The organism is Cognatishimia maritima (assembly GCF_900129685.1).
Taxonomy (GTDB): domain Bacteria; phylum Pseudomonadota; class Alphaproteobacteria; order Rhodobacterales; family Rhodobacteraceae; genus Cognatishimia; species Cognatishimia maritima.
In genome coordinates, this window is the sequence record NZ_FQWM01000003.1 from 106,493 (window position 1) to 121,570 (window position 15,078).

The following is a 15,078-nucleotide window of genomic DNA, read 5'->3' on the forward strand; positions in this document are numbered from 1 at the left end:
CGTGCAGTCAGTTGCTAAGTTTCTCAAATCCTACCCTGCATTGCAGATCATCGCGGTGCTGTTGGTGGGGTTTTCTTTATTATCCCCCTACTTTCTGACCTCGGGCAATTTCGAAGCCATGCTCGGCGCGAACGCGGTGGTCTTGATTGCCGCCATCGGCATGACCGTGGTGTTCCTTGCCGGGGGGATCGATCTTTCTATTTCCACCGTTATCAGCGCCAGTGCCGTGATCGCAGGCATCGTGATGGCGGAGACCGACAATGTGGCGCTTGGCGCGGTGACGGCGGTCATCGTCGGACTTGGCTTTGGGGCTTTAAACGGGGTTCTGATTGGCTACTTCCGACTGACGCCCTTTATCACCACGATGGCCACGCAATTGATTGCACGGGGCATTGCCTTTGTTCTGAGCCAAGGGATTGCTGTCAAAGGTACACCTTTCTGGATGCTGGATTTCGGCTTTATGGCCTGGATGGGTATCCCGGCAGTGACATTGGTTGCGCTGGCCTTGGTGGCCCTCTCGGTTCTTTTGATGTCGCAGACGACATGGGGGCGGCATGTGATGCTGGTCGGGTCAAACGCAGAAGCCGCGCGCCATGCGGGCATCAACACACGGTTCATTGATTTCAGCGTCTACCTTTTTGCAGGCGCATTGGCCGGGGCGGCGGGTTTCATTTCCATCGCCAACCTTGGCAACGCCATTCCGGGTGTCGGCGATACCTTGCTTTTGATCATTATTGGGGCCGTGGTGCTGGGCGGAACCGGGATGAACGGCGGAGAAGGCTCTGTCGAACGCACGCTTTTGGGTGTTGGCATCCTTGCGATCCTGACCAATGGGCTGAACCTTGTGGGCATTCCGTTCTATGACCAGCTGATCATTCAAGGTGTCCTGATTTTCCTAGGCACCTGGCTTGCGATGCGCCTTGGGTCGTCAAGGAGCGCGACATGAAACATCAGGCAGTGAAACCGGCGATTTCCGTGCGTGGGCTGAAAAAGGCCTTTGCGGGTAAGGTTGTGGTCGATGGCGTGACCTTTGATCTCCACCCCGGAGAGGCGCTGGCCTTGGTCGGCGAAAACGGGGCTGGGAAGTCCACTACCAAAAACATGCTTTGCGGCTTGCTGGAGCCAACCGAGGGCGAGATCCTTGTGGAGGGTCAGCCGGTGCAGCGGATCAACGGTGCGGAACATGGCGTTTCAGCGGTGCACCAGGAACTTTCGCTGTTTGGGTCACTGACCGTCGCAGAAAACATCTGTGTGTCGGACCTGCCGGGGCATCCGGCACGGATCAACTGGCGCGATGCAGAGCGGATCGCGCGCGAACAGATTGATTTCCTGGGGATCGAGATTGATCCGCGGGCTTTGATCGAAACGCTTGGCGCAGGCAAACAGCAGGTGGTGGAAATCGCCAAGGCGCTGCTGCATGCGGACAAGGTGCTGATCTTGGATGAGCCGACAACCTCCCTGACCGCCGTCGAACGCGAAAAGCTGTTTGCGATCATCGACAAGCTGAAAGAGCGCGGGCTGGGGATCATCTTTATCTCTCATTTCATGGAAGAGATTTACCGCGTCTGCGACAGCTTCCTTGTGCTGCGGGACGGACAGCAGGTGGGGCAGGGGCGTCTGGATGACGTGCCGCAACGTGCGCTGGAAGAGATGATGGTGGGGCGGACCTTGAAGGACGCGCAGGTCGATTTGGCAGAGCCAACCGATGTGCCGGAACTTGAGGTGCGCGGACTGTCGTCGTCTGACTTCAGGGATGTGAATTTCACAGTCCATCGTGGCGAGATACTGGGGATATCGGGCCTGATGGGCGCGGGGCGCACCGAGGTGGCCGAGGCCATCTTTGGCCTGCGCCCCGCAACCGGCGAGGTTCGCATTGGCGGCGAATTGGTCACCGACCGGTCAGTTGCCGCGATGAAGGCGCGGGGGCTTTGCTATATCACCGAAGACCGGCGCACGAACGGTTTGTTCCTGAATCGCCCCGTGCGCGAGAACCTTTCGGCCTCGGCCATTGCACGGTTTGTTCAGAAACGGATTGCAGGTCTGGGATTCAAAGGCGAACGGATCAAGGCGGCAGAGGTTGTGGAGCAGATGAATGTCTCGGTCCCGCATATTGAAAACGACGTCAGCGACTTGTCCGGTGGCAACCAACAAAAGGTGCTTTTGGGGCGCTGGTTGGCGATGGAGCCTGAGATTCTGATTTTTGATGAGCCAACCAAGGGCGTCGATATTGGCGCGAAGTTCGACATCCACGCGGCGATTGCGGAACTGGCGCGCATGGGCAAGACCATCGTGATTGTCTCTTCTGATCTGCCGGAACTTTTGCACACCACGCACCGGATGCTGGTCATGCGCAAGGGTCGTCTGGTGGGGGAATTCCAGCGTGCAGAGTATGACGCGGTGAAGATCATTTCTTTGGCGGCAAGTGCCACCGCTGGGGAAGGGGAGGCCGCGTGATGGTTGAGACACTGAGGTCTTTGATGTCACGTCAGAAATGGGTGGCGATTGCCATGGCGACCATCGTGTTGGCGGGCGTCCTGTCGGTGGTGTCGCCGGTCTTTCTGACCTTCTCGAATTTTCAGGCCATTCTGGTGCAGTCGAGCGTCACCGCCATTATGGCGATTGGGATGACGTTTATCATCCTGACGGCGGGGATTGATATTTCGGTTGGGGCAATTTTGTTTGTGACTTCGGCCCTATTTGCGCAGCTTTACATGGATACGGAAAGCTACCTTTTGGCCTTCACGGCCACCTTGACCTGCGCGACGCTTTTGGGGGCGCTGAACGGGCTGTTGGTGGTGAAGTTCAAGATATCGCCGCTGATCACGACGCTGGCGACCTATTCGATCTATCGCGGCGCGGCGATCCATTTGACGGGTGCACAGAACATCCCGGTCCCTCGCGAGATGGGTTTTCTGGGCAATGGGCGCATCTGGGGCATTCCGGTGCCGATCCTGATCCTTTTGGTGATCCTGATCATTGGCGTCTATGTCCTAAGCCGCACGCGGATGGGGGTCTATACGCGGGCGATTGGCAACTCAGAACGGTCAGCCAAAGAGACCAACCTGCCGGTCAATAAGGTGCTGATCCTTGTCTATGGCTTTAGCGGCCTTGTGACGGGCATCGCCGCGCTGATCCTGATTGCTCGGGTTGGTGGGCTGCAGTCGGGTATCGGGATCGGGATAGAATTCACGGTGATCGCGGCGGTGATCCTTGGCGGCACCAAGCTGACAGGCGGGTCTGGCACGGTGGTTGGCTCGGTCATTGGTGCGGTCTTTCTGGTGCTGATTGATAACGGTCTGAACCTGATGAATGCCTCGCCCTATATCTATGACATTGTGCGCGGCTCGGTGTTGCTGGCGGCGGTGGCCATCGATCGCTATTCGGCGGTGCGCCAGAAAGCCTCATTAGAAGCACAACGGGCCGAACGGCTGGGGCTGGATACGCCGGTATCGCGCGCGGGCGGCGGGATCAGCGATGCGCCAGAGGTGGCGGCCAAATAGACATCGACAGGAGGGAATAGCCATGGCCAAGGTCATTCGTGTCAGCGACAAGAGCGACATCCAAGAGGCACCGGGACTGGATGCGGTTGCCGAACTTGGGATTGAATATGGTGTCCTTGCCGAGATGCCCGCCCGCGGGCTGAGCTTCGCCAAGGGGCGCGTGCCCAGTGGCGGTACGGTGCCGATGCATGCGGGGCCGGGGGACTATGCGCTGTTCGTGACGGCAGGCAGTGGCTTTCTGACACTTTACAACGCAGAAGGCGCCGAGACGGACCGCCTGCGCTATGCGCCCGGCGATCTGATCCTCTTCCCGCCGAATTCCCAGCATGGCTGGATCAATGACGCCGAGACGGATTTTGAGTGGTTCGGCGTGGATATTGCGGCGGGGTAGGGGGCGTCTTTAGCCCTTGAAATGGTTGGGGCTGATCAGAGTGTCTCTGACCAGTTTGTTTTCTGGTACGCAAGTGATCCATGCAAAGTTTGCGTTACCTCTTGACTGACTGACCGTCAGTCAGTAGATAGGTCTCAATTGGAGACCTGACTTGGCACGAATCGTAAAAGCCCCCGACGAACGACGCGCAGAGATTGTTGAGACGGCCGAACGGCTGTTTCGCACGCATGGCTATGCGAAGTGTTCGGTCGATAAAATCATTCAGGAGATCGGCGTCGCGAAGGGGACGTTTTATTACTATTTCAAATCAAAGCCCGACATCTTGCGCGCCATCGTAGACAAGACGCTTGATCAGATCGTCGCCATGGCAGAGGAGGTGGCTGCAGCCCCAAACCTATCGGCAATGCAAAAGATGGCAGCTCTGTTGGGCAATAGTCACATGGGTGGGGACGACAGCCTAGAGGTGGCAGAGATGCTGCATCTGCCTGAGAACCGAGAGTTGCACGAACTCACGAACATTCAAACGGTGCTGCGGTTGTCACCAATCCTTGCGCAAATCGTCGAGCAGGGGAATGCGGAGGGCGTGTTTGACGTCGCGCAGCCCCTAGAGACAATCCAATTCCTCTTCACGGGCGCGCAGTTTCTGACGGACGGCGACATGTTCGGCTTTACCGAGGCTGAACTTCGGGCGCGGAGGCGCGTGATGCAGGCAATCATAGAAAAAGCTCTCGGTGCGGAGCCGGGAAGTTTCCAGTTCATGAACCCGGTGAGGGGCGTGGACTAAAAGACGCGAACAGGAAAATGGCTTGGAATATTCACGGTCCTCAAGTCGACCGGCTGCTAGCAGTCGAAGTGTGGGGCCGCGGAATTCCTTTGAACAACTCTTAAAGGAGAAATCCTGTGACAGACTTACTTATTCAGCAACAGCACACCGATCTGAAGTCTCGGACCCTGATCGGGTTCTACGCTCTGACCTTCGCCATCACTTGGGGCGTGGTGGGTATTTACATCATCGCCCCCGAAGGGGCGGTGGCCCTGTTTGGCGAGATCAGCGGGTCGCATCCGTTTTTCTTTCTCGCGACTTGGGCCCCGGCGCTTTCCGCCTTTTTGCTAATATTGACCGCTTCGGGTGTTTCGGGGCTGAAGGCTTTCCTGAGCCGCCTGTTGCTTTGGCGTGTGTCACCCGTTTGGGCGGCCTTCCTCATTATTGGCATTCCGCTGGTGTTCATGGCGGGGTCGCTTTTGAAGGGCGGGCCATTGATTGCCCCGATGCCGCCAGAAGGCGCAGGTGCCATGGTGGCGGTCCTTTTTATGATGCTCTTTCTTGGGCCGATTGAGGAATTCGGCTGGCGCGGCGTGGCGCAACCGATTTTGCAACGCCATGTTGCGCCGCTTTGGGCGGGTGTGATCATCGGAACGATTTGGGGCATCTGGCACCTACCGGCTTTTTTCCTTTCAAATACGGTTTTTGCCAGCTGGAACTTCTTTCCTTTCCTTATGGGAAATATTGCGATTGCTGTGATTGCAACGCCCCTTTTCAATGCATCCCGCGGCAGTCTGTTGCTGCCGATGCTGTTTCACTGGCAGTTGATCAACCCATTTTGGCCTGACGCCCAACCCTATGACACTTGGATTTTGGTGGTCGTCGCGGCTGCGGTTGTCTGGTGGAACCGCGACAGCATGCTTGGCGGCAAAGGTGCGGTCACTCAGGTGATCCCTGCTGACCGAGGAGCAAATCAATGAGCGTGCCCTCCAAAATCGGAACTGCATTGATCTGCCTGATGGGTTTTGCGCCGACGGCAAGCCATGCAGGAACAGAGCAGACCCGCGAAGCCGTCTTGGCATTGCTTGAGGCGTCCCGGGAAACTTATGGGTTTCCTGGAGCGACCATCAGTGTTGCGGCCTCGGATGGTGCGGTCGAGAATTTTGCAGTCGGCGTGGCCAACACCGAGTCTCAGCAGCAAATGACACCAACGCACCGCATGCTTGCGGCGAGTGTGGGTAAGACATTCTGGGGCGCTCTTATTCTGTCGTTGGAAGATGATGGCGTTTTGAAACGCCGAGACCTTGTATCGCGCCACCTTGGTTCAAAACCATGGTTTGATCGGGTGCCAAACTCGGCAACAATAACGATTGATCATCTGCTTACACATAGCGCGGGCGTGCCAGATCATGTCCACATGACGGATGCGGGCCAAAAGCTGATCGCGATGGGTGACACCGGATCGTTCGACCCGGTTGATCTAGTAGCGCTCGTCTTTGATGAACCCGCACTTTTTCCTGCTGGGGAAGGGTGGACCTATAGCGATACCGGGTACGTCTTGCTTGGGTTGGCGATTGAAGCGGCGACAGGCCATAGTCCCTTCGAGTTGGTGCAAAAGCGCTTTCTTGAACCGCTGCAACTGACCAACACCCTTCCATCGCGTTCGCGCACCATTCCGGGCTTGGCGGCGGGCTACACAATTGGCGAAAATCCTTTTGGATAGGAGGCAAACACCATGGATGATGATGGTGTGCTGGCTTGGAATCCGGTTGTCGAATGGACCGGTGGTGGTTTTGCTTCAACGTCGGAAGACTTGGCGCGTTGGGGGCAGGCACTTTATTCAGGTGGAGCTTTGGGGTCCGACTACATGGACCGCTTGCTAGACGGAGTTTCCGTGCATCCGGATGCCCCGGGCATTCTCTATGGCGCAGGAACCGCGATTTATTCTGAGACACCGTTTGGTAGGGTCTACGGACATGGCGGCTGGATTCCTGGGTATGTTTCTAGCCTGCGTCACTACGCGGACTATGGGCTGACGATCGCGTTCCAGATCAACACGGATGTGGGTGTTGTGGATGACAGCACAGATTTGGTACCTGCCTTAGAAGCAGCATTGGCTGAACTGTTAATCGGTGTCGTCACAACTGACTAAGCGCGTGGATCCACTTGATCCCCCCCAAAAAACGGGCCCAAGCTGCAAGGATTGCAAACTTGGACCCAGCAGGGAGGTTAGAATTTCTGATAAACCGTGCGTTTTTGCAGGTAGCCTTCGATGCCATAAATGCCATCTTCGCCGCCGACGCCCGACAGTTTGTGGCCGTTGTGGTAGCCTTGGATCAGGCCGGTGATGCCGGAGTTCAGGAAGATCGTGCCGGTTTCTAGGCGCTGGATGGCGTCCATGTAGACGGACGGGTTTTGTGTCCAGAGGTAGGCCGAGAGGCCATCCGGGCGGGCATTGGCGATAGAAAGCGCTTCTTCGTAGTCCTTGACGCGCACGATGGGCAGGACGGGGCCGAAGATCTCTTCTTGCACAGCGGCAGTTTCGGGGGTGGCATCGACCAGAACAGTAGGTTCGTACCAGTTGCCGCCTTCAAACGGGGCGTTCGCAGGGCGTTTGCCGCCCAGGGCGACTTTGGCACCGGCCGCGACGGAGTCCGCGACGATCTTTTCGACCCGTTCCAGCGCGCCCGCCGTTGTGATTGGCCCCATGCCGCCATTGGTGGCGGGGTCACCCAGTTTGACCTCTGCCGCGCGTTTCAGCAGCTTTTCGGTGAATTCATCGGCGATGGCCTCTTCCACCAGCACCGTTTCGTTGCAGATACAGACCTGACCGGCGTTGGCAAAGCGCGCCACAACAGCGGCCTCGACAGCGGCGTCAATGTCGGCGTCTTTCAGTACGATGAACGGTGCCGAACCGCCGAGTTCCAGCGACAGCGCGGTGATGTTCTTGGCAGAGGCCTCGGCAATCATCTGGCCCGCGCGGATGGACCCGGTCAGGGTGATCATGCGCACGATGGGGCTTTCGGTCAGCGGCGCGCCGACCTCGGCACCGGTGCCGGTCAGCATATTGATCACACCCGCAGGCAGGCCTGCTTCTTGCACGATGCGACAGAAAACCGAGGCGGTCACCGGGGTGGCCTCATGTGGTTTGATGATCATGGTATTGCCGGTCACGAGCGCCGGGCCGACTTTGCGGCCAATCAGCGCCAGCGGGTAGTTATAGGCCATAAGACCCAGGGTCACGCCGTAGGGCACCTTGTAGATAAAGAGCTGTTCGCGTGGGTTGTCGGATGGGAAGATATCCCCGCGCAGACGACGCGCGGCCTCTGCCGAATAGGTCATGTAACGGATGGTGTCCGTTACCTCACCAGCCGCTTCGGCGCGGGATTTGCCCTGTTCTTGCACCAGCAATTCTTCAAGCAAATCCCGCTCTTTTTCGATCCCCTCAGCGATCTTGTAGATGTATTTCGCACGCTCAAACGCCGGGAGCAGCGCCCAAGATTTCTGTGCTTTTTGTGAACTCGCCAGAGCGCGGGCGACGTCTTCGCCTGTACAGGCGGGCACTTCAGCCCATTGTGCGCCATTGGCTGGGTTCACCACCGACATCCGTGCGCCGTTGGAGGCGTCGATGAATTCGTTGTCGATAAAGCACTGATAATACATCTTTGGGTCCCTTAGTGAGGTTGGCCGACGCCAGCGATGTCCGCGAGCATCTGATCCTTGTCGAAGTTTGGATAGGTGAACTCAGAGACCGATTGGCCCTGATAAAGCGTGATCACCCGGTCAGCGAGCATGATGACCTCGTCGATTTCATAGGACAAGATCAAGATGCCGACGCCGCGCTCTGCCAGATCTTCGATGATCCGGTAGATGTCGGCCTTGGCGTGCACGTCGATGCCGCGGGTGGGTTCCAGCAGGATCAGGAATTCAAGATCCGGGTCAAGCCAGCGGGAGAAGCAGATCTTCTGCTTATTGCCGCCGGACAGGAAGCGGATTTCCTGATTGGGGCTGGAGGTTTTGGTCGAGGTGTCGGCGATGGCTTTGGTCACCACTTTTTCAATGGCGCGCCCGTCCAGCACACCGGCTTTCACCGATTTCTCTAGGAAGGGCAGGGCGATATTGTCACGCACCGAAAGCTGCGGCAGGATGCCGTTCTTGTCCCGGTTTTCCGTGACGAGCCCCATGCCGTCGCTGACTGCCACCGCCGGGCCACGGCCCGGTTTCAAAGCCGCACCGCGATAGGTGATCGTGCCGTTATAGTCGCCATCCAAGCCAAAGATCGCCTTGGCGAGTTCCGGGGCGCCGCAGCCGCGCAGGCCGGTCAGTACGAGGATTTCACCACGATGCACATCAAAGGAGATGTCTTGATAGGCTTCGTTTTTGGTTAGCCCCGCGACATTCACCAGCACCTCGCCGAGGATTTCTTTGTGCGGTTTCACAAAGTTTTCAAGCTCGGTGCCGGTCATCGTGGCGATCACGGCATCTTCGGTGGTTTCAGCCGTGCGTTCAGACAGGACGATCTGGCCGTCGCGCATTACAGTCACCTGTTCTGCGATGCCAAAGATTTCTGGCATATGGTGCGAGATATAGATGATGGAGATGCCCTCGGCCTTCATTCGGCGGATGAATTCAAAGAGCCGCCCCTTGTCTTCTTCAGACAAGGCAGAGGTCGGTTCGTCCATCACAATGAGCCAGCTGTCTGACATCAGGGCGCGGATGATTTCTACGATCTGCTTTTCACCGGAGTTCAGCTCTCGGATCGGTTTATAGGGGTCAAGGTCCAGACCAAAGCGGTCCAGCTGTTCTTTCACCTGCCGCGCCATTTCCTTTTTATCAAGGAACGGGCCGGATTTGCGCAGTTCGCGCCCCAAGAAGATATTGCCTGCAACGGTCAGCTCGTTGATCAGGGAATATTCCTGGTGGATCATGGAAATGCCCTGCGCGCTGGCGTCGGCGGGGGAGTTGATCTCGACCGGGGTGCCGTTGACCTCGATGGTGCCCGAGTCGCGTGAGATCACGCCCCCAAGGACCTTCATCAGGGTCGATTTCCCAGCCCCGTTCAGACCAACAAGCGCGTGCACTTCGCCTGAGACACAAGAGAAGTCGACATTGTTCAAGGCGCGGGTGGCAAAGAAGCTTTTGTCGATGCCCTTCATATCAATGCGGTTTTTCATCACGCTTTGCCTCGCTGTGTGTAGGTGTCCAGCAGGACGACGCCCAGAAGGATCGCGCCCTTGATGACGCTTTGCAGGTAGGGGTTGGTGCCGGTCAGGACGAGCCCGTTGATGATGATGCCGTAGAGCAGCACGCCGAGGATGGTGCCCAGCAGCTTGCCGCGTCCGCCAGCAAGGGCGGTGCCCCCAAGAATAACGGCAGTGATGGCGTCAAATTCCAGATACAGGCCTGTCCAAGGTTGGCCCGAAGACACGCGGCCGACGGTGATGATGGCTGACAGCCCAGCCAAGGCGCCGGTTAGCACATAGACCCAGATCAGCTTGCGGCCTGGTTGCCGGCCCAGCACGAAGGCGGTGTTGAAATTGGAGCCGGTCGCATAGACGTCGCGGCCAAAGGTGGTTTTATAAAGCAGGATCGACAGCGCAACGAACATCAGCGCCACGAATGGGATCACAACAGGCAGGTTGCCCCAGCTTGTGCCACCGAGCCACAGGAAGACAGGGTCGTGCACGTTGATGGAATCCGCGTCATAAATCACAAGCGCAAGCCCGCGGGCAGCGGCAAAGGTCGCCAAGGTGACCATGAAGGCCGACAGTTGCAGCTTGCCGATGAAAAAACCGTTGATCCAGCCGATGGCCATACCAGCCAAAATCGCTGCGGCGAAGCCAAGCCATGGGCTGCCGGTGCTGACCAATGTCACCACACCTACACCGCCGGAAAAGGCAACGTTAGAGCCGACAGAGAGGTCAATACCACCGGTCAGCATCACAAAGGTCATCCCCATGGAGACCAGAAACAGAACCGAAATCGAGCGCAGCAGAATGCCGATATTGGTCATGGAATAGAAATTTTCATTGGCCATGCTGAAACCAATGGAGGCGATCACAATGAGGCCGACCAAAACCGCGTAGCGCAGGGTCAGGCCATCCAGAGAGAAGCTGCGGCGTTGGGGTGCCGTAATATCTGCCATCTTGGACTTCCTTTCGGTGGGCCCCGGCACCCACTTTTGAGCGCCGGGGCTGGTGCTTTTACTTCACGGAGTCTGGGCCGAACTCGAGGTAGCCTTTGGCAGCCACTTCAAGTGCGTCTTCGACGTGATAGACCTGAACGTCAGCTGGGAAGCCGTTGGCCAGTGCGATCTCGTGGTTTTCCTTGCTCAGGACCAGTGGAGTGAAAAAGTCGTAAACTTTTTCGATCTCTTCGCCTTTGTAGATGCGGTATGCCATCTGAACAAAGTTCCAGCCTTCGCGTGTACCGGACAGCAGGATGTCCGCTTTGACGTTGCCGCCTTCCATTTGCTGGATGATCGGAATGTCACCGTCATAGCCATAGAAGTCGATGTCTGTACGGCCAGAGTTCTGGGACACAGCAATCGCTGGGTACATGTACCCATCGGTCACGCCAGAAATCGCGTCCAGATCAGGGAACTGGGTCAGCCAGTTTTCTGTGATGGACTGCGCTTTGACGGTGTCCCAGTCAGCAGGCTGTTCTGCCACAACTTCAATGTTGTCACAGGTAGAGATGCCTTTCAGGATACCTTCGCGGCGTGCTTCGCCGGATGGGTTGCCTGCTTGGCCCAGCATGATGCCAACTTTGTATGGCTCGCCGCCGGAAAGGGCGCACATCGCCATACCTTGGTTGGTGCCGTTCACAACGTCACCCAGGGTAAAGCTGTAGTCTGCGCTGTCCATTGGAGAGTGCACAGCAATCCATGTGATGCCTTCGGCCTGTGCCTTGGCCACCAGTGGTTCGAACGCGTCGACGTTGATCGCGTTCACGAACATCACGTCAGGCTTTTCGTTGATGGTGACTTCGGCCTGCTGGATCATTTTTTCCAGAGAGCCTTCGGCGGACAGCCAGCGGCCTGTGACCTTCACGTCGTCAAACGCTTCGTCATAGGCTTTCAGGGCGTCCTCAAAGCCAGACAGCCAAGCGACGTGATAGGGCGCGACGTGGCCGTCGTTGATGAACACGACATCCAGCGTGCCATCAGCAGCAAGCGCGGTGGTGCCCATCATGGAACCGGCGAGTGCCAGCCCCGCAGTCAGTTTTTTGAATGTATTCATGTCTTCCTCCTAGTTGAATACGATGGAAAGGATGCGGAATGCCCGCTCCTTTTTTGGTAGTTATTATTGCGCCTCCGCCTGACGGGATTGCCACAGTACGTAGTTCGCACCGAGAGCCGCCAGGATGATTGACCCTTTGAACACCTGATGCCACACGTCGGTGACGTTCAGCAGGTTCAACGCGTTGTTGGTGACGCCAATAAACAGCAGTCCCCAGAAGGCACCTGTAACAGTGCCGCGTCCGCCCAAAATCAGCGTTCCGCCGATAATGATTGCGGCAATTCCGTCCAGCAGCAGGCCATTGCCATCAAGGCCCGGCTGCACAAAGCCCATGCGCGAGGACAGGATGACACCTGCGAACCCGCTGCACAGAGCAGAGAACATGAAGATACCGATTTTCACGCGATCAACGTTGATGCCCGCCAGCTTGGCGTTCTCTTCGCTGTTGCCGATCGCGATCACATAGGCGCCCCAGCGGGTGTGGTTGTAGACCACATAGGCAAGGGCAAAGAGCGCGACGAGGAACAGGAAGCTTGCATAGAAGCCAAAGTATTTTTCAGCGCCGACAAAGCGGAAGAACCCACCCATCAGGAAAATTTGCTGTCCACGCGGAATGATCAGCCCAGACAGTCCCTGCGCAATGAATAGGCCTGCAAGTGTCACAATGAATGACGGGAGCTTTAACTTGGCGACCAAAAGCCCGTTCACAAAGCCAAAAGCCAGCGAAAAGACGATCACTGCCACGATGCCGAGGGCCACGCCCCCGGTGACGCCAAAGATCACGCCCAAAACGATGGCAAACAGGACAGATCCCATCCCCATAGAGAGATCGATGTTGCCTGAAACAACAACGAAGAACTGACCCAGGGCAATCAGGCCGATTGGCACGATTTGCCGAGAGATCGCCGACATGTTGTCGACGCTCAGAAAGCGTGGGCTGATCAGGAAGAACACCAGACACAGCGCCAGTGTGACGAAGATGATGTTGTTCTCCCGAAAGAGTTTTCCAAAGTCCTGCATGTGGTGGCCCCTCCCCAGAGGCTTGGTAGTTTTGGTATGACCAAGTCTGGTCAGATTGGATAGACAATTCGAGATATTGTCAATAATTAGTTCAAGTTTTCCATTATCGTCATACAAAGATGCGATATTGGTATGATGTTACAACGTGCCAAGAACCATTTCGGCGCAGCGATGGCCCAGCATCATGGCGGGCGCGTTGGTATTTCCGGCGGGAATTTCTGGAACGGCGGACATGTCGCAGACCCGCAGCCCTTCGATTCCCCTGACGCGCATGCGGGAATCCAGAACCGCCATGCGGTCTCCGTCGGCGCCCATTTTGGCCGTGCCTGCCGGGTGGTAGTTGGTTTTCACGAACTCGCGGCAGTGGTCCCGCAGCCCGTCGTCGGTGAACTTTGACGGATGAGGCGCGACAATTTCCTGAACCTTGTCTGCCAGTGGGCTGGTTTCCATGGTTTGACGGAAATAGCGCAGCCCGGTGACCATCGCGTCGAGATCGCGTTCATCCTTTAAGAAGTTGGGTGACACCAACGGCATGTCGTCCGGGTTGGCCGAGGCCAGTTTCACATCACCGCGCGAATACGGTTTCAGCAAAACGATCTGGATCGAGACGCCGTAGCCGTCGCCCACCTCTTTCAGCTTTTCGTCATCCAGATACATGATCGGAATACAGTAGGCTTCGTGTGTGGGTGGGGCTTCGGGATCGGTTGGGTTCACAAAGGTCGCGGCCTCGAGCCCGGTGGTGGTGATCTTGCCGCGTTTGAAGAGTTTAAATTCGATCCCGTTGCGGATCATGTTCCAGCCGCGATCCTGTTTCCAATAGCCATAGGGGCCATTGGCGCGGGCGACGATGGCAACATCCGGGTGATCCTGCAGGTTCTCTCCGACGCCGGGCAAATCGGCGACCACGTCAATGCCATGCTCTTTCAGGTGCTCTGCCGGGCCGATGCCCGAGAGCATCAGAATTTTTGGCGTGATCAGCGCGCCCGACGAAAGGATCACCTCGCCATTTGTGCGCGCGGTTTGCACGGTGCCGGATTTGTCTTTGTATTCGACACCCACGGCGCGGCCGTCTTCGATCAGGATGCGCTGCACCTGTGCGTTCAACTGCACCGTCAGGCGCGGGTCTTTGGCGCGCATCAGGGGTTCGATAAAAGCATAGGCCGCAGAGATGCGCTGCCCCTGATTGTAGGTGAACTGGAAATAGCCCACGCCGCGTTGGTTCTTGCCATTGAAGTCTGGATTGAATGGTTCGCCCTGCGCTTGCAGCGCCTGCACAAACCAACGCGCCATGTCGTCGATATAGCCGGGGTCAGAAACGACCAACTTGCCGTCGGCCCCGTGCAGATCGTCATTAAATTTGCGGTTACCTTCGAGCGTCTTGAAATGGGGCAGGACGTCTTCCCAAGCCCAGCTGACGGCGTCGTTGTTGCCACGCAGGATGTCGTTCCATTCGTCGTAGTCGGCGGGCCGACCGCGCACATAGGCCTGGCCATTTACCGATGACCCGCCGCCCAAAACGTTGCCCTGTGGGATCTCTGACCGGCGACCACCAAGGTGTTCCTGCGGCACAGATTCATGGGTTTTGAAAAATTTCGATCCGTTCTTCAGCAATTTGAAAACACCGGGCGGCATATCCAAAAGCGGGTGGCGGTGATGATGCCCGGCCTCAAGCAGCAGGACATTCTTGCCCCCTGCTTCCACCAGATGCGAGGTCGCGACACAGCCCGCAGAGCCGCCGCCGATCACGATATGATCGTAGGTCTTCGTCATTATCTTCTCCCCAAGTCTGCTTGGCGTGCCATGCAGACCGTTTTCCTATCGGCGCCTTCCAAACGCCGTCGATCCAGTGCCAGTGCGCAACATGCGTCGCGATTCTGATTCTGTTCGCCTCCTTGGATTTGGTAGCATTTGGTATGACCAAAAACAAGCATAACGATGAGAAATCCGCACAATTCGTGAAAGCCGTCTAGTTTGTCGGCTTTATAATCGTACAAAAACACTGGTTACTTAGATGAATGACCTGAGATTGTCGTTTATTTTCCAGGTCGATGCCTTTCGGCAAATGGAGCCTCTAACCGAGGCCTTTCGCAGCGAAGCAACGTGAATGGCGGACCACTCTGAAAGCCGTCCAAAACCCATTGCATCGCCTGTTCTTTTTGTTTC

General features: G+C 57.0%; 12 protein-coding genes and 1 pseudogene. 7 read left to right on the top strand and 6 right to left on the bottom strand.

Annotated features, from left to right (window positions below; translation table 11 throughout):
- Position 1: 1 nt before the first annotated feature.
- The 7 genes and pseudogenes from BUA39_RS09055 (at position 2) to BUA39_RS16980 (ending at position 6,806) form a co-directional block, all read left to right on the top strand.
- The gene (locus BUA39_RS09055; RefSeq protein ID WP_072792894.1) at positions 2 to 946 is read left to right on the top strand and encodes an ABC transporter permease; all 945 of its coding nucleotides are present in this window, start codon (positions 2 to 4) and stop codon (positions 944 to 946) included.
- Entirely contained in the window at positions 943 to 2,454 is a 1,512-nt protein-coding gene (locus BUA39_RS09060; protein ID WP_084604855.1) for a sugar ABC transporter ATP-binding protein, read from the top strand. Before BUA39_RS09055 ends, BUA39_RS09060 begins: the two co-directional genes overlap by 4 nt.
- Positions 2,454 to 3,500, top strand: a complete 1,047-nt coding sequence (locus BUA39_RS09065) for an ABC transporter permease (protein ID WP_072792895.1) — start codon at positions 2,454 to 2,456, stop codon at positions 3,498 to 3,500. The genes BUA39_RS09060 and BUA39_RS09065 overlap by 1 nt, the downstream gene beginning before the upstream one ends.
- Positions 3,501 to 3,522: 22 nt before the next feature.
- On the top strand, positions 3,523 to 3,891 hold the full coding sequence (locus tag BUA39_RS09070) for a cupin domain-containing protein (protein ID WP_072792896.1): 369 nt from the start codon (positions 3,523 to 3,525) through the stop codon (positions 3,889 to 3,891).
- 151 nt (positions 3,892 to 4,042) lie between these two features.
- Positions 4,043 to 4,675: a TetR/AcrR family transcriptional regulator gene (locus BUA39_RS09075; RefSeq protein WP_072792897.1), complete on the top strand. Its 633-nt coding sequence runs from the start codon at positions 4,043 to 4,045 to the stop codon at positions 4,673 to 4,675.
- Positions 4,676 to 4,791: 116 nt separating this feature from the next.
- Entirely contained in the window at positions 4,792 to 5,634 is an 843-nt protein-coding gene (locus BUA39_RS09080; RefSeq protein WP_242648569.1) for a CPBP family intramembrane glutamic endopeptidase, read from the top strand.
- Positions 5,635 to 5,672: 38 nt separating this feature from the next.
- Positions 5,673 to 6,806 (top strand): annotated as a pseudogene (locus BUA39_RS16980) (serine hydrolase domain-containing protein).
- A gap of 77 nt (positions 6,807 to 6,883) precedes the next feature.
- Here the strand turns inward: BUA39_RS16980 and BUA39_RS09090 are convergent.
- The 6 genes from BUA39_RS09090 to BUA39_RS09115 all read right to left on the bottom strand — a co-directional run bounded on the left by BUA39_RS09090 (position 6,884) and on the right by BUA39_RS09115 (position 14,685).
- A complete protein-coding gene (locus tag BUA39_RS09090) occupies positions 6,884 to 8,317 on the bottom strand; it encodes an aldehyde dehydrogenase family protein (protein WP_072792898.1) in 1,434 nt (477 codons plus the stop codon).
- An 11-nt stretch (positions 8,318 to 8,328) separates the two neighbouring features.
- A complete protein-coding gene (locus BUA39_RS09095; protein WP_072792899.1) occupies positions 8,329 to 9,828 on the bottom strand; it encodes a sugar ABC transporter ATP-binding protein in 1,500 nt (499 codons plus the stop codon).
- Positions 9,828 to 10,799 carry an ABC transporter permease gene (locus tag BUA39_RS09100; protein WP_072792900.1) on the bottom strand — a complete coding sequence of 324 codons (972 nt, stop codon included), beginning with the start codon at positions 10,797 to 10,799 and terminating at the stop codon, positions 9,828 to 9,830. The genes BUA39_RS09095 and BUA39_RS09100 overlap by 1 nt, the downstream gene beginning before the upstream one ends.
- Positions 10,800 to 10,857: 58 nt before the next feature.
- The gene (locus tag BUA39_RS09105) at positions 10,858 to 11,895 is read right to left on the bottom strand and encodes a sugar ABC transporter substrate-binding protein (protein WP_072792901.1); all 1,038 of its coding nucleotides are present in this window, start codon (positions 11,893 to 11,895) and stop codon (positions 10,858 to 10,860) included.
- A gap of 63 nt (positions 11,896 to 11,958) precedes the next feature.
- On the bottom strand, positions 11,959 to 12,915 hold the full coding sequence (locus tag BUA39_RS09110) for an ABC transporter permease (protein WP_072792902.1): 957 nt from the start codon (positions 12,913 to 12,915) through the stop codon (positions 11,959 to 11,961).
- Between the two features lie 138 nt (positions 12,916 to 13,053).
- Entirely contained in the window at positions 13,054 to 14,685 is a 1,632-nt protein-coding gene (locus tag BUA39_RS09115) for a GMC family oxidoreductase (protein WP_072792903.1), read from the bottom strand.
- Between the last annotated feature and the right edge of the window lie 393 nt (positions 14,686 to 15,078).